We start from the raw sequence: 19,793 nt of genomic DNA, 5'->3' as shown, positions 1-19,793 counted from the left end.
ACGTCGTCGCCCACGGTCGTGGGCACCACGACGGGGAGGCAACGCATGACGTCGCAGCAGCAGGACACCGGGGCGGACTACCGCGGGCCGCTGGCACCGCCGCCGGCCAGCAGTCTGCCGCTCGCCGTCCTTGCGATTGTCGCGTTCGTGCCGTTCGGCATCGTCGCGCTGCTGCGTGCGCTCACCGTCCACCGGTTGTGGGAGCGCGGCGAGTACGACCTGTCGGTGCGCGCCGCCGCCGACGCCCGCCAGTGGTCGATCCGCGCGATCGCCCTCGGCGTCTCGATCGCCGTGTTCGCGGTCGGGGCGGCACTGGTGTTGTCGAAGCCCTAGCCTGGCGAAACACCGTGAGCGGGAGCCGCTTCTACCGGTGGCCGCGGGCGTAGCCAGGCAGGAAGCCACCGCGGCTGCGCATCGGGCGCCTGGTCGAGCACCCCGCCCGCCGGATCGTCGATGAAGCCGTACCGCACGAGATCCTCGTCGGGCCGGTAGATCTGGCGGAGGATCAGCGCGCAGATGACCACGACCGCGACGTCGCGAACCACCACCGCGGCGGTGAACCACTGCTCGGGGAGCCCCTTATCGGCCACGCCGAGGTAGTAGAACATGCGCGGCACCCACACGAGTGCGTCGATCGTCATCCACGCCAGCAGGATCCGCCGGTGCGGGAACGCGAGCACGGCCAGCGGCACCAGCCACAGCGAATACTGCGGGCTCCACACCTTGTTGGTGAGGAGGAAACCCGCGACCAGCAGGAAGCACAATTGGGTGAGCCGCGGCCGTCTCGGCGCAGTGAGCGCGACATACCCGATCCCGACGCACACCAGCGCGAACAGCAGGAACGACACCGCGTTGAGCACGGTGGGCGCCTGACCGGCCGCCAGGATGCCGTCGAATCCGGTCCAGCCCGTGAACGAGGAGATGACGTTGTAGACGGAGTCGGGGTCGGCGCCGCGTTCGGAATTGAGCCGGAAGAACTCGGCCCAGCCACGCGGGAACAGCACGGCGATCGGCAGATTCACCGCGATCCACGCGCCGACCCCGGTCAGTGCGGTCACCGACCAGTCCCGCACCCGGCCCGTGCGCAGACACAGCACCAGCAGGGGTCCGAGGAGCAGCAGCGGATACAGCTTGGCGGCGCCGCCGAGCCCGAGCAGGATCCCGGCGAGCACCGGCCGTTTCCGCGACCACGCCAGCAGTCCGCCCGCGGCGAAAGCCGTTGCGAGGGGATCGAAATTCGTGAACGCGTGCACGATCACGAGCGGGGACGCGGCGATCAGCGCGGCGTCCCAGATCCGGCGTCCGGCCAGCAGCGCACTCGCCCAGACGGTGACCAGCCAGGCCAGCGCCAGACCGAGTGCGACGACGTTGAAATAGATCGCGACCTGCAGGGCACCGGGTAACCAGTGCACCGCATCCCACGACTTCGCGATCGTCATCGCGCCGTACTGGTAGAGCCCGGAGATCACCGGGTATTCCATGTAGCGGCGCTGGATCTGGCCGTTGCCGGCGGTCTCTTCCCACCACTTCTTGTAGGGGAACGCGCCCTCGTTCAACCGTTCCGCCCCGTACAGGGGCACCGTGTCCGAGTAACACATCGCGACGTACTGCCTGCTGCCGCTCCAGTCGAGCCCGAGCGCACCGTTCTCACCGACGGGAGCCTGCTGGATGCACGGCGCCTTCGCGAACCAGCCGAGCGCGAGAAACACGATCGCCAGCAACAGAATGGCGCGCATCGGCGTGAAGAACCGGCTGCGCCCGACGACCGCGTGCCGTCCGACCGGACCGCCGATCACGCCGGACAGATCGGCGGTCAGCGGGTCGGTGCGGCCCGGAAGGTCCCGCCAATCCGCGGAACGCCGATCCTTCGCCAGCGGCGCGGGCGAGACGAATTCCGTCTCGCCCGCGTCTCGGACGGCGTGCGCGTCACGGTTGTCGGCCACTCCGCGAGGCTACCGGTCGCCGTTAACGGGTCGGAACCTGCTGCTGGCCGTTGCCGTTACCGGCGTTCGGCGGTGTCGTCGTCTCCGGTTCCGCCGGAACGGCCGGGGCCGGGGTGGTCTGCCGCGGTGCCAGTCCCGGGATCGGGATGGTGATGCCGGGCAGGATCTCCACCGGCGACGGCGTCACGACCACCGGCGGCACGAGTTCCGTCGGCAACTGGAACGTGCTCGACGGCGGCGCCGACGTCTTGGTCGGTGCGGGCGCCGAATAGGCCGGGACACCCGACTGACCACCGATCGCACCCGGCTTCGGGAACTTCTCGACGTCGGTGCCCTCGAGGGCGCCGTCCATCGTGTCCTTCCAGATGTCGGAAGGCAGACCGGAACCGTAGATCATGGCGCCGCCGCTGTTCTCCAGCGCCTGACCGTCGGTGGTGCCGACCCACACCGCCGTGGACAGCGACGGGGTGTACCCGACCATCCAGGCGTCCTTGTTCTTTCCGGTGTCGCCGAGCTGCGCGGTACCGGTCTTCGCGGCCGACGGGCGTCCGCCTGCCAGGTTGTGGCCACGCGAGTACCCGGCGATCGGCTCCATCGCAGACGTCACGTTGTCGGCGACGTCCTTGTCGATGCGGTCCTCACCGGTGTCGCCGCCGCGGTCGAGCAGCACCGTCCCGTCCGCGCTCACGACCTTCTGCACGAAGTGCGGGGCACGGTACGTGCCCGACGCGGCCAGTGTGGCGTACGACGACGCCATGTCGAGGACCCGCGACTGGTACTGGCCGAGCACGATGCCGTTGTTCGGACCGCTGCCGTCCGGCTCGGTCAGCGAAGGCCCGACACCGGGGATCTCCTCGGGGATGCCCGCCTTGTGGGCCATGTCGGCGATCGCCTGCGGTCCGCCGTCGAGTTCGAGTTCCTGACGGTAGAAGCTGGTGTTCAGCGACCGCTTCAGCGCCTCGGCGATGGTGCAGGTGCCGCAACCCTCGCCCTCGACGTTGCTGATGGTGATGCCGTTGACCGTCAGCTCCGAGCTGTCGTACATCTGCGACAGCGGGATGCCCTGGTCGAGGGCCGCGGCGAGACCGAACACCTTGAACGACGAACCGGTCTGCAGGCCGGCGTTCGCGAAGTCGTAACCGCCGCCGTCCTCGCCGCCGTAGTACGCCCGCACCGCGCCCGTCTTCGGGTCGACCGACACGACACCGGTGCGCAGGTTCTCCGGCTCACCCTCCATGTTCGAGCGGACCGAATCCACCGCCGCCGCCTGGGCGACCGGGTCGATCGTGGTGGTGATCTCGAGGCCCTCGGTGTTGAGCAGCTGCTCGCTGATCCCCGCCTCACCGAGCTCCCGCAGAACCTGGTTCTTGATCAGACCCTCCGGTCCGGAATCCTGGTTGCCGTTGTCGACCTGAGCGATCGGCACGTACGGCGGATACTGCATCACCGAGCGGGCCGACTGCTGCAGCGTCCCCGCCGACACCATGCCGTCGAGCACGTAGTTCCAGCGCGCCTGCGCGCCCTCCGGGTTGGTCTCCGGATCGAGCAGCGACGGCAGCTGGATCGACGACGCCAGCACCGCGCTCTCCTCGACCGTCAACTGGTCGACGGGCTTGTTGAAGTACGCCTTCGACGCGGCCGCGATGCCGTACGCACCACGCCCGAAGTAGATGGTGTTCAGGTACGCGGCGAGGATGTCGTCCTTGGACCACTCACGGGCCATCTTCGACGAGATGACGAGTTCCTTCATCTTTCGCGTCAGCGAACGCTCGGAACCGACCATCGTCTTCTTCACGTACTGCTGCGTGATGGTCGAGCCACCACCGGCGCTGTCCTTGCCCAGGACGTTGTCGCGGGCGGCACGCGCGAAACCACCGATCGAGAAGCCGGGGTTCGAGTAGAAGTCCCGGTCCTCGGCAGCGAGCACCGCGTCACGGGTGTGCTTCGGGATCTGGTCGAGCGTCACCTCGGTGCGGTTGCCCTCCGGCGGCACCACCTTGCTCAGCACCGACGTGCCGTCGGACGCGTAGATCGTGGCGACCTGGTTGGTCTTGAGGTCGCCGGGACGCGGAACGTCCTGGACGACGTACGCCGCCATGAACAGCAGGATCGGGATGATCAGACCCAGCGCGACGCACGCGTACGCCGTCCGGCGCACGACCTTCCACCGCGACTTCTTCACAGCCGCCTTCTTTCCACCCTTCGGCGGTTCGCCACCGCGGCCGCCACCGGTCTTGCGGCCGTTCGACGGCGGCGGTCCCGGCGGGCGCCCGCCGGGGCCCGACTGGTTACGCGCCACCGGGGGCGCACCCGCGGGACGTCCGGGCGGGGGCCCGGGACGGCGCGGCGGGGGACCGGGCGGCCTGCCACCACCCTGCGGCGGCGGGCCGGGGCGACGCGGCGGCGGGCCGGGGGGACGGCCACCACCCTGCGGGGGCGGAGGCGGCATCCGTCGCGGCGGCGTGCCGCCCGATCGGCCCGGCGGGGGTCCACCCGCAGGCTGTCCGCCGCGGGGTGGTGGACCTCCGGGGCGTCCCTGTGGCGGGGGGCCACTCGGTCGTCTCGGTCCGTTCGGTCGATCACCCGGGGCGTTGCTGCGGGGGGAACTCACGTACAAATCTCCAGTGGTTGTGGACCGGCTTCAGTCCTGCGTTACGTCTGTGGGCATTCTTCGGCCCGCGTCCGTGTTCGGGCGTGTCTACTCGCTCGCGGTGCGACGGCTCGGAGGCCGAGGCCGTGGCGACGACCGCCTGGGCCGTTTCGGTGCGGGCACGGTACCGAGAACATAGGACTGAACCAAATGGTTCCAGCTGCATGTCCGGCACACCTCGACCACGTGAACCGAGAACTCCTCCTGAGTGGACGCAAGACGCACCAACTCCTCGGCCGTACGAGCCGAACCCGACACCGGGCCCAACTTGTCGCCGAAGACCCAGGAAACGAGAGTCAACTGCTCCTTACGGCAGATCGGGCACACCACGTCACTGCCCTTGCCGTGGAACTTTGCGGCACGAAGCAGGTAGGGGCTGGCGTCGCAGACCTCCTTGACACCCGTCCTGCCCGAGTAGACCTCGGCCAGGAGAGACCGGCGCTGAAGCGCATAGTCCACCACCTGCCGCTGTATCCGCACGGAGACCAGAGTACGTGCGTCGCGTTCGGAGAGAAGGGGTCGGTCGAGTGACGCTGGTCAAACACGGTTACCGCACTACGATGCCGATGTGGCCTCAGGACCGTCCTCGCAGACTCGCGCGCGTGACCTCGACCGGGTCAACGCGTGCAGCCGACTCGACGCCGCGTACGCCGACGGCCAGCTCGGCGCCGGCGAGTACCACGACCGGTCTGCCCAGGCCATGTCCGCGAAGACCCTGGCCGAGCTGAACCTGCTGATCAGCGACCTGCAGCTGCCCTCGGCGGTCACGGAACAGTCACCCGTCCGGACCCCGGGATCACCCCGGCGGGCGCTGCGGATCGCGGTCGCGTGCGGGGCTGTGATCGCGGTCGGCGCGATCGGTCTCGCCCTCACCGAGCAGGACGGCCCGGACCCCGTCGTCACACCGGTCCCGGCGCAGGTCGAGAAGCCCCTGGCCGAGCCGGAGGTCGCGGTGCCCGCCGTCGAACCGATCATCGTGGGCGCGGCGCAGCCCCTCACCCAGGACGGGATCTACGCCCTCTTCGAGCAGTACCGGCAGAAGTTCGGCGACCTCACCGTCCACGAACTGGGGTTGTACGACCAGTACGCGATCCTGTCGCGGACGGCGCCCGACGCCCCCGACAAGGTCGACCGGTACGACTTCCGCGGCGGATTCAAGACGTCGGGCACCCGCACGCAGCGCCTCCCCGGAACCGGCGAGGTCGACCTCGCCCAGGTCGACGTCCCCGCACTCGTCGCGCTCATCGCCGACGCACCGCGGCTGGTCGGCGTCCCGGACGGCAGCATCGGGCACGTCCTCCTCGCCGACGGCGGCAAGGGACCCACCATCAACGTGTACGTCTACGACCAGGCCCGGACCGGTGGCGGCTACCTGCGGGCGACCCTCGGCGGCGACGTCTGGCAGGTGAACCCCGCGAACTAGGGCGTCGCGCTCTAAGATCCTCGGGTGGCCAGCCGATACCCGCCGAACACGCGGGCACGTGATGTCGATCGAGCCAACACGTCCGCACTGCTCGATGCCGCGTTCGGCGACGGCCAGATCACCAAGGCCGAGCACCGCGCGATGTCCGACCTCGCCTCGGAGGCCCGCACCCTGGCCGACCTCGACGTTCTGGTCGGTGACCTGCAGCGGCCAGCCGACGCACCGCCGGACGCCCGGCCCCCGCGCGACACCGCCAGGCCCTGGTTCCCGCTCGCCGTCGCCGCGGTCGCCGTCGTGGCGGCGGTCGGCGCCTTCACCCTCGCCGACGGCGACGACGCGGACGCCACCGTGACGCCCGTCGCGCAGCAGATCGATTTCGATGCCGTCGAACCGCTGGTGGTCGCGACCCCGAACCCCGTGTCCCCCGAGGGCATGAAGGTGTTCCTCGACCGGTACCGCGCCAAGTTCGGGGACCTGATCGTCGACGACCTCACCCTCTACGAGGGCGGCCACGCCAGCCTCGAACGCGCGCTCCCACTCGAACCGAACCGGATGGTGAGCTACGGCTACCGCGGCGGGTTCACGCCGTCCGGAACCCCGACCACCCGGAAGGTCGACACCCCCGTGTTCGACCTGACGACGCTGAACCTCGACAGGATCGGCGGAACGGTCGCGGGCGCCCCGGTGAGCCTGAACGTCCCCGACGGAAAGGTCAGTCACATCTCGTTCCAGACCGACAGCGCCGGCCCCACCGTGTCGATCTACGTGAACAACGAGTTCAGCGAGAGCGGATACATGGAACTCACCCCGTCCGGTGAACCACTGAGCGTCCGCCCGTTCGGCCGATAGGACGCAGATGCCCAGGACCACACTCGCCGGTATCCGCGCCCGCGACTCCGACCGCGCCGACGCGTGCGGGCTGCTCGACGCCGCCCTCGCCGACGGTCAACTGTCCGCCTCGCAACACGCCTCCCGCACGTCCACCGCGATGCGGGCGAAGACGTTCGACGAACTCGAACGCCTGATCGGGGACCTGCAGATCCCCAGCCGGCTCGCGGCCAGCCCCGTCGTGTCGCCGCGCCGCCGCCGATCGCCCCGGCGATGGGTGTACGCGGCGATCCTCGTTTTCGCCGCGGCCGCCGTGGGCGGAATCGCCGGAGCCGTCGCGAACAGCGACCTCGGCCCGTCGAAATCGGTGCCGAACCTGACCACCGGCGCGGGCCTGCACTTCTTCCTCGAGGAATACCGCGGCGAGTACGGCGACACCGTCGCCGACGACCTCGGCCTCTACCCGGAACACGCCGTCGTCGACCGGCCTGCCGCCGGCAACGCCAGGCAGTCCGATTCCTACCTGTACGACGGCGAGTTCGACGACTGGGGCAGTTCCTCGAGCCGCGCCGCCGACGAGAGGTCCTTCGATCTCGGCACCGTCGACCAGGTCGCGATCGCCGGACTGCTCGCCGGGGCACCCGAAACCCTGCGCGTCCCCGACGGTGCGGTGGAGATCGTGTCCTTCGGCTACGAACCCGGCTCCGACGACGGTCCGCCGACCATCTCCATCCACGTGAAGAACGCCGACGGCGACAGCGGGCACATGGTCGTCGGATTCGACGGCGAGCCGTTCGACATCTACCCGTACGAGGACTGAGCGTCCGGGCGGCTGTCCCGCCCCCCCTGAAACGTCGTCGGCGCTTCCGCGCGCCCGGACCAGGGTCGACAACCTGTGACGGCTTGTCCCATGTATCGAGCGGGCGTATCGTCGTATATATCGGTGCGATATAGTTTTGAATCGCATCACACGGTTAGGTCGGGCGACTCAGGGGGTGGACATGCTCGAATTGGCAATTCTCGGGCTGCTCCACGAGTCGCCCATGCACGGATACGAGCTACGCAAGCGGTTGACGGGACTCCTGGGTGCATTCCGCGCCTTTTCGTACGGTTCCCTCTACCCGACGCTCCGACGCATGCAGGCGGACGGTTTGATCGCCGAGGACGCAGGTCCTCCGGGGACCGTCAAGCGTCGCGCCCGCCGCGTCTACCAGCTCACGCCGATCGGCAAGGAGCGGTTCAAGGAACTGGTCGCCGACACGGGTCCGCAGAACTACACCGATGACGGATTCGGCGTTCATCTCGCCTTCTTCAGCCGCACACCCGCAGAGGCGCGGATGCGGATTCTCGAAGGCAGACGACGCCAGGTCGAGGAGCGCCGGGAGGCACTCCGCGACGCGATCGGAAAAGCGAGCGGCACGCTGGATCGCTATACCAAGCAGCTCCACCAGCTCGGTCTCGAGTCCAGCGAGCGTGAAGTGCGCTGGCTCAACGAGCTGATCGCCGCCGAGCAATCGACAGCAACACCTAAGAAAAAAGGAGAACCCGACCATGGGTGAGAACAGCACCGCGGTGCGCGTAGCCATTGTGGGCGTGGGGAACTGTGCCTCGTCCTTGGTTCAGGGCGTGCAGTACTACAAGGACGCCGACGAGACGGCGACCGTTCCCGGCCTCATGCACGTCAAGTTCGGCAAGTACCACGTGCGCGACGTGCAGTTCGTCGCCGCGTTCGACGTCGACGCCAAGAAGGTCGGATTCGACCTGTCCGAGGCCATCTTCGCCAGCGAGAACAACACCATCAAGATCGCCGACGTCCCGCCGGCCGACGTTCCGGTGCTCCGCGGCCCCACCCTCGACGGCATCGGCAAGTACTACGCCGAGACCATCGAGATCTCCGAGGCCGAGCCCGTCGACGTCGTCAAGGCCCTGAAGGACGCCCAGGTCGACGTGCTGGTCTCGTACCTGCCCGTGGGTTCCGAGGACGCCGACAAGTTCTACGCCCAGTGCGCCATCGACGCGGGTGTCGCGTTCGTCAACGCCCTGCCCGTCTTCATCGCGTCCGACCCCGAGTGGGCCGCGAAGTTCAAGGACGCCGGCGTCCCGATCGTCGGTGACGACATCAAGTCGCAGGTCGGCGCCACCATCACCCACCGCGTGATGGCGAAGCTCTTCGAAGACCGCGGCGTGCAGCTCGACCGCACGATGCAGCTGAACGTCGGCGGCAACATGGACTTCAAGAACATGCTCGAGCGCGACCGCCTGGAGTCGAAGAAGATCTCCAAGACGCAGGCCGTGACGTCGAACCTGACCCGCGACCTCGGTCCGGGCAACGTGCACATCGGCCCGTCGGACCACGTCGGCTGGCTCGACGACCGCAAGTGGGCGTACGTCCGCCTCGAGGGTCGCGCGTTCGGTGACGTCCCGCTGAACCTGGAGTACAAGCTCGAGGTCTGGGACTCCCCGAACTCGGCGGGCATCATCATCGACGCCGTCCGCGCAGCCAAGATCGCCAAGGACCGCGGCATCGGCGGACCCGTCTACCCGGCGTCCGCGTACCTGATGAAGTCCCCGCCGGTCCAGATGGCGGACGACAAGGCTCGCGCCGAGCTCGAGGCGTTCATCATCGACGCGGAGTAATCCACACAGCTGTACTGAGCACATAGGTCGCTCAGCTCCCGGCGAATGCACCTTTCGTCGTCTTCACGGCGACGAAAGGTGCATTCGCCTTTGTGTTCGACTTCTTGTCAGACCCTCCCTCTACGGTGACACCCAGGATTTATCGAGGGAGGCGTGATGTCCGACAACACTTTCGATCGCGAGATCGACGACGCCTGGACCGAGCTCCAGGACCGTCTGGCCGGCTACGTGCACGCGATGGAGGACGACGACGAACTGGTGCTGCAGTCGCAGTATGACAGCGTCGACGAGGGCCTCGTCGAGACCGCCGCGTGTGTGCGTTTCTTCGCCTGGGCCGGCGACAAGGTGCGGTGCGAGGTGCCGTCGAACCGCTTCCTGCACCCGGCGCGGGCACTCACCGCGGAGGAGCACGAACGGCTGATCGAGCTCGGCTGGAACCGACCCGACCTGTGCGAGCACGCCGACGAGGGCAACGGTTCCGCGTCGTACTACCTCGACGCCGACCGGGACGACGCCCACCTGCTGGCGTCGATGACGGTCACCCTGTTCCGCGAGATCTGGGACCTTCCGCATCCCTCGTTCCTGAAGGCCATCACCGGCGGACGGGGCGAGACCGCCGAGTTCGGTACCGCCGACGTCCCCGCCCAGCTGCGCGACGGCACCGGGTTGCGCGACCGTGTCGATGCCGCGGTCGAGGCCATGCTCGAACAGGAACCGGGCAAGGACGCGGACGGCGACATCCTCGTGTGGGTCGGCGACCTCCCCACGTATGTGCGGGTCATCGAGGAGGACGCCCGCGTCGAGGTGTTCGCCCGCGTGGTCCACACGATCAGCGACCGCACGCGCACGGCGGAGGCGCTCGCCGACCTCAATCGCCAGTGGCCCGACATCAAGTTCCTGCTCATCGTCGACAACGTGGTCGCCGTCATGCGCGTCGACGGATCACCGTTCGTCGCCGATCATCTGGTGTCGATGTTCCGGATGTTCGAGCATTTCGTGGACACCGTCGACGACGCGTTCGCCGAAAGGCTTGGCGGCAAACTCAATTCCACACCCGAGGCCACGTCCTCGTCCGCCGAACACGAATGTGCGGACGAGTTCCCCGCCGCCCTCGTGACCCTGATCCACCTCGACTCCGAGAGCGGCCTCGACCCCGACGACGTCGCGGAAATCTGCGGACGCGACCGCGACACCATCCTCGAATTCCTCCGCCTCTGCTCCGAGCAGGAGATCGAGTGGCGGCACAACGCCGAACTCGCCCGCGAAGAGGACGCCGAAGAGGCCGACATGTGCGAGGACGAGGCGAGGGCATGGGCCAAGACGAAGGAAAGCCTCCGCGCCGCGCTGCGAGTTGTGGTGCTGCCGCACCGAACTCCGCCGCGCGGCGGGTTCCAGAACCTCGGCTAACCCGGCAGCGGGATGATGACGCCCGGCAGGATTTCGATCTGGGTCGGCGCCGGGACGGGTGCGGGCACCGGCGGGACGGGCGGCACCGGGACGGTCGCCGGGGGCGGTACCTCGACCGGTGCGGGCGTGGGCGCGCCGGGCGGCGGGACGGCGCCACTGGTGCCGGGAGCCGTTCCGTCGCCGCCGGTCTGACCGCTCCAGGTCGGCACACCGGCCTGGCCGCCGATCGGGTCGGGCCACGGGAAGTCTTCCCAGTCGGTGTCGTCGAGTGCGCCGTCCATCGTGTCCTTCCAGATGTCCGACGGCAGACCCGAACCGTAGATCAACCCACCCCAGCTGTTGTTGATGGCCGTGGCGTCGGCCTTACCGATCCACACCGCCGTCGACAGCGACGGCGTGTACCCGACCATCCAGGCGTCCTTGTTCTCACCGGTGTCGCCGAGTTGTGCGGTGCCGGTCTTGGCCGCGGACGGGCGTCCCCCCGCCAGCGCGTGACCCCGCGAGTACGAGGCGATCGGCATCAGGGCCTGACTGATGTTGTCGGCGACGGCCGCGTCGAGTCGCTGCTCGCCGGGGCTGGGCGCCCGGTCGAGGAGCACGACACCGTCGGCGGTCACGACCCGCTGCACGAAATACGGCTGGTGGTAGACCCCGGACGCGGCGAGCGTCGCGTACGCGGACGCCATGTCGATCGGCCGCGACAGGTACTGGCCGAGGACGATGCCGCCCTCCGGTTCGCCGCCGTTCTCGCTGAGCGTCTTGCCCTGCACCCCGGGAATGAAGTCCGGGATGCCCGCCTTGTGGGCGGCGTCGGCGATGGCCTGCGGGCCGTTGTCCATCGACATCATCAACCGGTAGAAGCTCGTGTTCAGCGACCGCTTCGTCGCCTCCGCGATGGTGCACGTGCCGCAGGATTCGCCCTCGACGTTGCCGATCTGCACACTGCCGACGGTCAGGGGGGCACTGTTGAACCGGGCCGAGAGCGGAATGCCCTGATCGAGTGCGGCGGCCAGGCCGAAGACCTTGAACGACGACCCCGTCTGCAGCGGCGCCTGCGCGTAGTCGAAGCCGGCGCCGTCCTCGCCGCCGTAATACGCACGCACACCGCCGGTGCGCGGGTCGACGGACACGACCGCGGTCCGCAGCGCCGGATCCTCACCCTCGAGATTGTCGTGGACGGCGTCGATCGCGGCCTGCTGCGCCTTCGGATCGATCGTGGTGGTGATCTGCAGGCCCTCCGTGTTGAGGGTCTGCTCGGAGATCCCCGCGTCCGACAACTCGTGCAGCACCTGGTTGCGGATCAGGCCGTCGGGGCCGGGCGCGGAGTTGGCGTCGGTGGGCCGGTTGGACGGCGCCGTGACCGGGAACTCGGCGGCACTGCGGTCCTGCTGGCTCAGCACACCCATCGAGACCATGCCGTCGAGCACGTAGTTCCACCGCGCCTGCAACTGGTCGAGGTTCGCTTCGGGGTCGAGGTAGGACGGGCTCTGGATCACCGAGGCGAGTACCGCGCCCTCGGCGACGGTGAGGTCGCCGACCGGCTTGTCGAAGTACGCGCGCGACGCCGCCTCGATGCCGTACGCGCCGCGACCGAAGTAGATGGTGTTGAGGTAGGCGGCGAGGATCTCGTCCTTGGACCACTCGCGGGCCATCTTGGTGGAGATCACGAGTTCCCGCATCTTGCGGTACACGTTGCGGTCCGCGCCGACCAGCACGTTCTTGACGTACTGCTGCGTGATCGTCGACCCGCCACCCGCGCTTTCCTTGCCGAGGACGTTGTCGCGGGCGGCGCGCATGAACCCGGTGACGGAGAACCCGGGGTTGGAGTAGAAGTTGCGGTCCTCCGCCGACAGGACGGCGTCGCGGACGTGCTGGGGGATGGCGTCGAGCGCGATCTCGGTGCGGTTGCCTTCCGGCGGGATCACCTTGGCCAGCTCGGTGGTGCCGTCGGCGGCGAAGACGGTCGCCACCTGGTTGGTCTTCATGTCCGACGGCCGCGGGACCTCGGCGCGGATGTAACTGACCAGGAAGACGACGAGCGGGATGACCAGCAGCAACGCGATCACGACCAGGCTCACCCGGCGGACCGTGCGCCACCGGGTGCGCTTCTTCCCGTCCGGTGGTGGGGTGGTCGTCTCGGCCGAACCGCCGTCTGCGGGCGGTGTGTCTCCCGGATCGGAGGCACGATTGTCCGTCGCGTCGTTGCCTGAACTCACTTACACACTCCCGGTCAGTTATCCGGTCACGGAGGATCGTCGCACCCACCCGCACGTATGTTATGTGAACGACCGGAGGCGTGGCGTGCGGCGCGCTATCGCTCAGCAACTATCCGTACCGACCGGACTGTTTCAGCACACCCGCTTCCGGGCGGTGATCGCCAGCCCCGACAGCACCAGGCACCCGAGCAACACCAGCGCAGGGGTGACGCCGGGGTCGCCGCGGAACACCTCGACGACCGCGGCGACGAACGCCATCACCGTGAAGAACCCGAGGATCCCGATCAGGACCTCGAGCCGCTGCCGCTTCGCCACCGGATGCACGACCGATCCCGCCTAACTCTTCACGCCGCCGGCCGTCAGGCCCGACACGATGCGACGCTGGAACAGCAGCACCATGATCACCAGCGGAATGGTGACGATCGTGCCCGCCGCCATGATCGCCGCGTATGGCACGACGTGCGGGTCGTTGCCGGAGAACCGGGCGATGGCGACCGTGACCGGTTCGGTGGCGTCGCTGGAGAGCTGGCTGGCCAGCAGATACTCGTTGACGGTCGCGATGAACGCGAGGATGGCCGTGGTGAACAGGGCGGGCGCCGCCAGCGGCAGCATCACCAGCCGGAACGCCTGACCGCGGCTGGCGCCGTCGATGCGGGCCGCCTCCTCGAGTTCCCAGGGAAGTTCCTTGAAGAACGACGTCAGCGTGTAGATGGTGAGCGGCAGGACGAACGAGATGTTCGGGATGATCATCGCCTGGTACGTGCCGATCCAGCCGATGTTCGTGAACAGCTGGAACAGCGGGGTGACCAGGGCGACCACCGGGAACATCGACGCCCCGAGCACGATGCCGACCACCACGTATTTGAACCGGAACTCGATGCGGGCCAGCGCGTAGGCGGTGAAGATCCCGACGGCGAGGGCGATGACGGTGGTGATTCCGCCGATGATCATGCTGTTGACGACGGCGCGGGTGAAGTTGTTGCCGCTGCTCGTCGACAGTGCGTTCTGGAAGTTCTCCAGCGTGACGTGCGTGGGCCACGGGGTGGTGTCGAACGTGTAGTCCGGGTCGCGGAACGCCGTCACCATCATCCAGTAGAACGGCGCGAGTCCCCAGACCAGGATGATCGCGACGCCGATGTAGATGCGGGAGTTCTTGAACGCGACCCGCTTCGGACGGTTCCGGGCGGGGGGTTTGCTCGGGAGTTCGAGCTCCGGGGCGCGGTGGGTCACGGCTTCGGGCCCTTTCGCTGGGCTTCCTGAGTTTCGACGGCATTGGCGCCGAGGAATTTCACGAGCACGAATGCCACCGCGAAGATCAGGAGGAACGTGATGGTCGAGAGTGCGGACGCGCTGTTGAACCCTTGCCGCACCTGGTCGACGACGAGGATCGACACCGTCGTGGTGGCCGGGTTGCCGCCGGTCAGGATGGCGGGCAGGTCGTACATGCGCAGGGCGTCCATGGTGCGGAACAGGATCGCGACCATCAGCGCCGGTTTCACCAGCGGGAGCGTGATCTGACGGAACCGCTGCCACGCGGAGGCGCCGTCGACCCGCGCCGCCTCGTACACGTCCTGCGGGATCATCTGCAGCCCGGCGAGGATCAGCAGGGCCATGAACGGAGTGGTCTTCCAGACGTCCGAGATGATCACCGCGAACCGGGCCGGCCAGGCGTCCGAAGTCCACAGGATCTCGGTGCCGAGGAGGCGGTTGGCGATGCCGTCGTAGGCGAAGATGAAGTACCAGAGCTTGGCGGTGACCGCGGTCGGGATGGCCCACGGGATCAGGACCGCCGCGCGCAGCAGGGCGCGGCCCTTGAACGTCTTGCCCATGATGATCGCCATCCACAGGCCGATCGCGACCTCGAGAGCCACCGTGACGACCGTGAAGAACGCGGTGTTCCCGACGGCCGACCAGAACTGGGAGCCGAGCGTGCCGGGCGGGCACGCGACCGCCACCCCGCTCGGGGACGTGCACTGCTGCAGGATCCAGTGCGTGTAGTTGGTGAATCCGGCCCAGCCGCCCTCGACGAACATGCCGGTCGTCGGATCGAGCCCCGCGTCCTTCTGGAACGACATCACCACTGCCCGGACCACCGGGTAGCCGATGACGACGGCCAGCACGACGAGCGTCGGTACGACCAACATCCACGCGCGACGACCGCTCAGCCCGGAGCTTCGCGTGTTCTCGCCCTTCTCACGCGAACCGCGGCCGGGGTCGGAACCCCCGGCCGCGGTACGGGCCGGCGCTCCACTGGTGGTCCCAGTCGGAACGGCCATGTTCACTCCTGTGCTCTACGAGCCTGCGGACTGGATACCGGACTGCATGTCCGTGATCGCCTGATCCACCGACTTCTCACCCTTGATGGCAGCGTAGGCGTTGTCCTGCACGGCCTTCGACACCGCCGGGTAGAACGGCGTGACCGGACGCGGGACGGCGTTCTCGATCGACACCTTCAGCGTCGGCATGAACGGGAAGGCCGCGATGATCTCCGGGTCGTCGTACAGTGCGGCGCGGACCGGCGGCAGCGAGCCCATGGCGATGATCCGCTGCGCCTGCTCACCCTGCAGGAACGTCAGGAAGTCGCGGGCCGTCGCCTTGTTCTCGGAGTACGCGCTGATGGCCGCGTTGTAGCCGCCGAGGGTCGAGGCGCCGATGCCGTCCTTGCCGGGCAGCGGGGCGACCGCGTACTTGCCCTTCACCGCGGACGAATCCTTGTCGGCGGTGCCGTACACGTACGGCCAGTTGCGCAGGAACAGCGCTTTGCCGTCCTCGAACGCCTTCTGGCTTTCGGGCTCCTTGAACGTGGTGTCCTGGGCCGGGATGTCGCCGTTCTTGAAGTTGTCGACCAGAACCTGCAAGCCGGCGCGGGCCTCGGGGCTGTCGATCGTGGGGGTCTTGCCGTCTTCGCCGACGAACGAGCCGCCGTAGGCGTTGATGACCTCGGCGGTGTTCACCGTCAGACCCTCGTACGGTGCGAACTGACCGGCGTAGCAGTCGATGTTGTTGGTCTTGGCGACCTCACACGCGGCGGCCAGCTCGGTCCACGTCTTCGGTGCGGCGGGCAGCAGGTCGCTGCGGTAGTACAGCAGGCCGCCGTTGGTGTTCTTCGGCGCCGCGTACTGGGTGCCGTTGTAGGTGGCGCTGTCGACCGTGGCGGGGAGGATTCCGGTGTTGTCCACCGCGAACTCGCCGGTCAGCGGCTGCAGCCAGCCCTTGGCCGCGAACTCCGCGGTCCAGGGGACGTCGAGTGCGACGACGTCGTAGTCGGACTGCTTGGCCTGCAGGTGCTGGACCAGGTCGTCGTGCGCCTGGTCGGCGTCGTTCGACTGCTCCTTGAACGTCACCTGCTCGTCCGGGTGCTCGGCGTTCCACGCGTCGATGATCTGGCGGACGACACCGGTCTCGGTGGTGTCCTTGCCCTCGACGTACGTGATGGGTCCGCGACCGTCGAGGTTCTCCGACGTGGAATCGCTGCCGCTGTCGCTCGAGCAAGCGGTGAGCGTGACCAGCGAGGCGGCGGTGGCAAACACCGCGGCGCGCCGGACCGCTCTCGAAATCTGAACCATGGAGTCTCCCCGTGGGTAAAGGTGGATGAACCCCGCCACGGTGCGACGAGATTTCGAGGCACCGCTGCGGCGTCGGAACATACTGTGGCATGGAACACCGCCACTGTCCGGCATTACCGTTCAAGGAACACGTGACGTGTCCTGAGTCGGCGCCTTGCGGTGCCGACGTTGACCCGCACCACGTGGAGCGGGTCTTCCCGTGGCGGTACCCGTTGCCCGCGCGGTGCGGGTCTGACGTGGGTTTCCAGCGGGCTCGTTTTCCGTCGCCCCGCAACTCGGGGAGGACGCCTGCACCAGGGCCGCAAGGTTGCGGGCCGCGTTGAAGTCACGATCGATACGAATCCCACAGGATTCGCAGGTGAAAATGCGTTCGGACAGGCGCAGCTTGGCTTTCACCACACCACATGCCGAACACGTCTTGGAGCTGGGATACCACCGGTCCGCCACGTGCACGCGCACCCCGGACCAATCGGCTTTGTACTCGAGTTGCCGACGGAACTCGCCCATGCCCGCCCCGGCGATGTGCCGGGCCAGGCGGCGGTTGCGGACCATCCCGGCCACATTCAGGTCCTCGACCACCACGATCGCGTGCCTGCGGACCAAACTCGTCGACAGCTTGTGCAACCCGTCCTGCCGAGCGTTGCCGACGTACGCGTGCAGGCGAGCGATTCGCGCCTGGGTCTGTCGCCACCGATTCGACGGCACCTGCTTCGTGCGCCGATCCGGTCCTAGCCGCCGGGCGGCCTGACGCCCCAGCCGCCGCAACTCCCTCTGAGCGTGTTCGAGGTGCTTCGGGTTCGATACCACCTCGCCGGTGGACAGGACCGCGAGGGACTTGATACCCAGGTCCACCGCCACCACCGATTCCGACTGCATCGGTTCGTGGATTCGTTCGACGTCCACAGAGAAGGTCACGAACCACCGACCGGACCGGAACGTGACGGTGGCCGACCGGATCCGCGCAGTCCCCGCCTCGATGCGGCGAGCGAGCTTGCGGGTGGACTCGTGGGTCCGCACGATCCCGATCCGGGGGAGTTTCACATGCCGGCGATCGGTGTCGACCAACCCGAACGCGCCGGTGGTGAACCGGCACGACAGCGGTGCGCGTTTGCCCTTGAACCTCGGGAACCGCACCTTCATCCCCTTACGCTTCCCAGATCGGGAATTCGACCAGTTCGTCAGGGCCGTCGCGAGGTTCGCCAACCCTGAGGAGTACGCCTCCTTCGAGTTCTCCACCCACCACGGCGCCGCGTGTTCTTTGGCCTGGTTCCACGTCTTGCGCAGGCTATATGCCGACCATGAGACCGACGGGGTCAGATCCGATTCGTCGATGCCGTAGGAACGTTCCGCCTCCCGTTGATCAAGATTCACTTTAATCTGCCCCAACCCCCAGTTGAACGCAAACCTCTGCCCACCGCAATGCGACCGCAACGCCTCCACCTGATCCGCGGTCGGATCCAACGCGAACAGATACGCACGGATCACCACCCACCCCCAAATCCGAACTTCGCGCGGATCGGGAAACCCGGCAACATCCCGATCCCCACCCCTGTCTGATTGCGAACTCCTGTCACCATAGAGGGGCACTACGACACAACCATCACACCTCGGCGAACAGAACACGCCGACGCGGCCTTGTCGAGGAACGAGCCGATTGCGGACAGCACACCCGGCAGCCGGGCACCCATCCAGCTCGGTTCGCCACCAAGCCCTCGTCCGGGGCGCGAGTGCGACGACACGCCTTTCACAGCACCACGCAGTTTCACCCTGAATTCTGGACGCTTGCATTACCCCCGACCTGAATCGGTCAGGAGACGCCGTGATCAGCTGAGCCGGTACCCCTCGGACGCCGAGAACAGGTGCACCTGCGACGGGTCGACGTGCAGTTTCACCAGGTCACCCTTGCGGGGCGGATTCCGCCAGTCGGCGCGGGCCACCAACTGCTGCGCCTCCCCGTTGACGGTGCTGCGGCCGTAGATGTAGGCGTCGGATCCGAGTTCCTCCACCACCGCCACCTCCATCGGGATGCCGGTGGTCGACAGTTCGAGGTGCTCCGGGCGGATCCCGACGACCACCTGACGCTCGTCGGAGTCGGAACGCAGCTGCCGGGGCAGCGGGATGTTCGCGTCGCCGAGCAGCACGCCGTCCGGGGTGATCGGCAGCGTGAAGAGGTTCATCGACGGCGAACCCATGAAACCGGCGACGAACACGTTCGCCGGCCGGTTGTAGAGGTCGCGCGGTGACGCGCACTGCTGCAGCACCCCGTCCTTGAGCACGGCCACCCGGTCGCCCATGGTCATGGCTTCGACCTGGTCGTGCGTCACGTACACCATCGTCGTCTCGAGGCGCCGCTGCAGCTGCGCGATCTGGGTGCGCGTCTGCACCCGGAGCTTGGCGTCGAGGTTGGACAGCGGCTCGTCCATCAGGAACACCTGCGGCTGCCGGACGATGGCGCGTCCCATCGCGACGCGCTGCCGCTGACCGCCGGACAGCGCCTTCGGCTTGCGGTCCAGGTACGGCTCGAGGTCGAGGAGTTTCGCCGTCTCCTCGACCCGCGTGCGGATGTCGTCCTTCGCGGCGCCGGCGAGCTTGAGCGCGAAACCCATGTTCTCGGCCACCGACATGTGCGGGTACAGCGCATAGTTCTGGAACACCATCGCGATGTCGCGTTCCTTGGGTTCCTGCGTGGTGACGTCGCGGTCACCGATGAGGATCCGCCCGCTGTGGACGTCCTCGAGCCCGGCCAGCATCCGCAGCGACGTCGACTTGCCGCAGCCGGACGGGCCGACGAGGACCAGGAACTCGCCGTCCTCGATCTTCAGGTCGAGCGTGTCGACGGCCGGCTTGTCCGAGCCGGGGAACAGGCAGGTGGCACCGTCATAGGTCACTGTGGCCATGAACGTCGAAGTCCCTTCTACCCGGCGCCGCGCTCAGGTGCGTGAAAATGTACCTGTTGACACACTTTCTCACTCACTTGTGGGTTGGTCCGGTACGAATTCCCCTCGGTCCGAATCATGTTGGTCGGATTCATGTACAGGTTTCTCCACAGCTGGGGATGAACGCCGCAATGAAACGGGGGCGTGAATACCGTGTGAACACAGGGCGCTTCGCGCCCTGTGCGCG

General features: G+C 67.8%; 17 protein-coding genes. 7 read left to right on the top strand and 10 right to left on the bottom strand.

The features are described 5' to 3' along the window. Window positions 1–45 precede the first annotated feature (45 nt). Window positions 46–333, top strand: a complete 288-nt coding sequence (locus P3H15_RS09190; protein WP_276136924.1) for a CD225/dispanin family protein — start codon at window positions 46–48, stop codon at window positions 331–333. On the opposite strand, the gene P3H15_RS09185 is transcribed toward P3H15_RS09190, so the two are convergent. The 3 genes from P3H15_RS09185 to P3H15_RS09175 form a co-directional block, all read right to left on the bottom strand. After that, complete coding sequence (locus P3H15_RS09185; protein ID WP_276136923.1) at window positions 330–1,943, bottom strand: glycosyltransferase family 87 protein; 1,614 nt, start codon at window positions 1,941–1,943, stop codon at window positions 330–332. The genes P3H15_RS09190 and P3H15_RS09185 overlap by 4 nt on opposite strands. Before the next feature lie 22 nt (window positions 1,944–1,965). Continuing rightward, window positions 1,966–4,242, bottom strand: coding sequence for a transglycosylase domain-containing protein (locus tag P3H15_RS09180; RefSeq protein ID WP_276136922.1), 2,277 nt, complete (start codon window positions 4,240–4,242; stop codon window positions 1,966–1,968). Window positions 4,243–4,641: 399 nt separating this feature from the next. Continuing rightward, on the bottom strand, window positions 4,642–5,073 hold the full coding sequence (locus P3H15_RS09175; protein WP_072947293.1) for a DUF5318 domain-containing protein: 432 nt from the start codon (window positions 5,071–5,073) through the stop codon (window positions 4,642–4,644). 88 nt (window positions 5,074–5,161) lie between these two features. On the opposite strand from P3H15_RS09175, the gene P3H15_RS09170 reads away from it, so the two are divergent. From P3H15_RS09170 to P3H15_RS09145, 6 genes are all read left to right on the top strand, one after another. Further along, window positions 5,162–6,016 carry a DUF1707 domain-containing protein gene (locus P3H15_RS09170; protein ID WP_276136921.1) on the top strand — a complete coding sequence of 285 codons (855 nt, stop codon included), beginning with the start codon at window positions 5,162–5,164 and terminating at the stop codon, window positions 6,014–6,016. Window positions 6,017–6,040: 24 nt separating this feature from the next. Further along, window positions 6,041–6,865, top strand: a complete 825-nt coding sequence (locus P3H15_RS09165; protein WP_276136920.1) for a DUF1707 domain-containing protein — start codon at window positions 6,041–6,043, stop codon at window positions 6,863–6,865. Between the two features lie 7 nt (window positions 6,866–6,872). Next, window positions 6,873–7,664, top strand: coding sequence for a DUF1707 domain-containing protein (locus P3H15_RS09160; protein WP_276136919.1), 792 nt, complete (start codon window positions 6,873–6,875; stop codon window positions 7,662–7,664). A gap of 181 nt (window positions 7,665–7,845) precedes the next feature. Then, complete coding sequence (locus P3H15_RS09155; RefSeq protein ID WP_005264441.1) at window positions 7,846–8,403, top strand: PadR family transcriptional regulator; 558 nt, start codon at window positions 7,846–7,848, stop codon at window positions 8,401–8,403. Further along, window positions 8,396–9,481 (top strand): inositol-3-phosphate synthase, encoded by a 1,086-nt coding sequence (locus P3H15_RS09150; RefSeq protein WP_276136918.1) that lies wholly within the window; start codon window positions 8,396–8,398, stop codon window positions 9,479–9,481. Before P3H15_RS09155 ends, P3H15_RS09150 begins: the two co-directional genes overlap by 8 nt. A 156-nt stretch (window positions 9,482–9,637) precedes the next feature. Continuing rightward, entirely contained in the window at window positions 9,638–10,888 is a 1,251-nt protein-coding gene (locus tag P3H15_RS09145) for a hypothetical protein (protein WP_276136917.1), read from the top strand. Here P3H15_RS09145 and P3H15_RS09140 read toward each other — a convergent pair. The 7 genes from P3H15_RS09140 to P3H15_RS09110 form a co-directional block, all read right to left on the bottom strand. Continuing rightward, window positions 10,885–13,104: a transglycosylase domain-containing protein gene (locus P3H15_RS09140; RefSeq protein ID WP_276136916.1), complete on the bottom strand. Its 2,220-nt coding sequence runs from the start codon at window positions 13,102–13,104 to the stop codon at window positions 10,885–10,887. The two genes, P3H15_RS09145 and P3H15_RS09140, sit on opposite strands and share 4 nt — an antisense overlap. Window positions 13,105–13,236: 132 nt before the next feature. Next, entirely contained in the window at window positions 13,237–13,428 is a 192-nt protein-coding gene (locus tag P3H15_RS09135) for a hypothetical protein (protein ID WP_276136915.1), read from the bottom strand. A 12-nt stretch (window positions 13,429–13,440) separates the two neighbouring features. After that, complete coding sequence (locus P3H15_RS09130; RefSeq protein WP_276136914.1) at window positions 13,441–14,334, bottom strand: carbohydrate ABC transporter permease; 894 nt, start codon at window positions 14,332–14,334, stop codon at window positions 13,441–13,443. Next, window positions 14,331–15,380, bottom strand: a complete 1,050-nt coding sequence (locus P3H15_RS09125; RefSeq protein ID WP_276136913.1) for a carbohydrate ABC transporter permease — start codon at window positions 15,378–15,380, stop codon at window positions 14,331–14,333. The genes P3H15_RS09130 and P3H15_RS09125 overlap by 4 nt, the downstream gene beginning before the upstream one ends. A gap of 15 nt (window positions 15,381–15,395) precedes the next feature. After that, window positions 15,396–16,670: an ABC transporter substrate-binding protein gene (locus P3H15_RS09120; protein WP_276136912.1), complete on the bottom strand. Its 1,275-nt coding sequence runs from the start codon at window positions 16,668–16,670 to the stop codon at window positions 15,396–15,398. Between the two features lie 120 nt (window positions 16,671–16,790). Further along, window positions 16,791–18,158, bottom strand: a complete 1,368-nt coding sequence (tnpB, locus tag P3H15_RS09115) for an IS607 family element RNA-guided endonuclease TnpB (RefSeq protein ID WP_276136911.1) — start codon at window positions 18,156–18,158, stop codon at window positions 16,791–16,793. 335 nt (window positions 18,159–18,493) lie between these two features. Beyond that, a complete protein-coding gene (locus P3H15_RS09110) occupies window positions 18,494–19,567 on the bottom strand; it encodes an ABC transporter ATP-binding protein (protein ID WP_276136910.1) in 1,074 nt (357 codons plus the stop codon). Window positions 19,568–19,793 lie beyond the last annotated feature (226 nt).

Source organism: Rhodococcus sp. T2V (assembly GCF_029269925.1).
Lineage (GTDB): Bacteria > Actinomycetota > Actinomycetes > Mycobacteriales > Mycobacteriaceae > Rhodococcus_F > Rhodococcus_F koreensis.
Note: the sequence above shows the minus strand (reverse complement) of the source record. Positions and strands in the feature narration are given on the sequence as shown.

Coding starts and splice junctions, on each gene's coding strand:
- P3H15_RS09125 (WP_276136913.1), bottom strand. CDS start 15,380: ATGGCCGTTCCGACTGGGACCACCAGTGGAGCGCCGGCCCGTACCGCG.
- P3H15_RS09110 (WP_276136910.1), bottom strand. CDS start 19,567: ATGGCCACAGTGACCTATGACGGTGCCACCTGCCTGTTCCCCGGCTCG.
- P3H15_RS09150 (WP_276136918.1), top strand. CDS start 8,396: ATGGGTGAGAACAGCACCGCGGTGCGCGTAGCCATTGTGGGCGTGGGG.
- P3H15_RS09155 (WP_005264441.1), top strand. CDS start 7,846: ATGCTCGAATTGGCAATTCTCGGGCTGCTCCACGAGTCGCCCATGCAC.
- P3H15_RS09120 (WP_276136912.1), bottom strand. CDS start 16,670: ATGGTTCAGATTTCGAGAGCGGTCCGGCGCGCCGCGGTGTTTGCCACC.
- P3H15_RS09160 (WP_276136919.1), top strand. CDS start 6,873: ATGCCCAGGACCACACTCGCCGGTATCCGCGCCCGCGACTCCGACCGC.
- P3H15_RS09145 (WP_276136917.1), top strand. CDS start 9,638: ATGTCCGACAACACTTTCGATCGCGAGATCGACGACGCCTGGACCGAG.
- P3H15_RS09190 (WP_276136924.1), top strand. CDS start 46: ATGACGTCGCAGCAGCAGGACACCGGGGCGGACTACCGCGGGCCGCTG.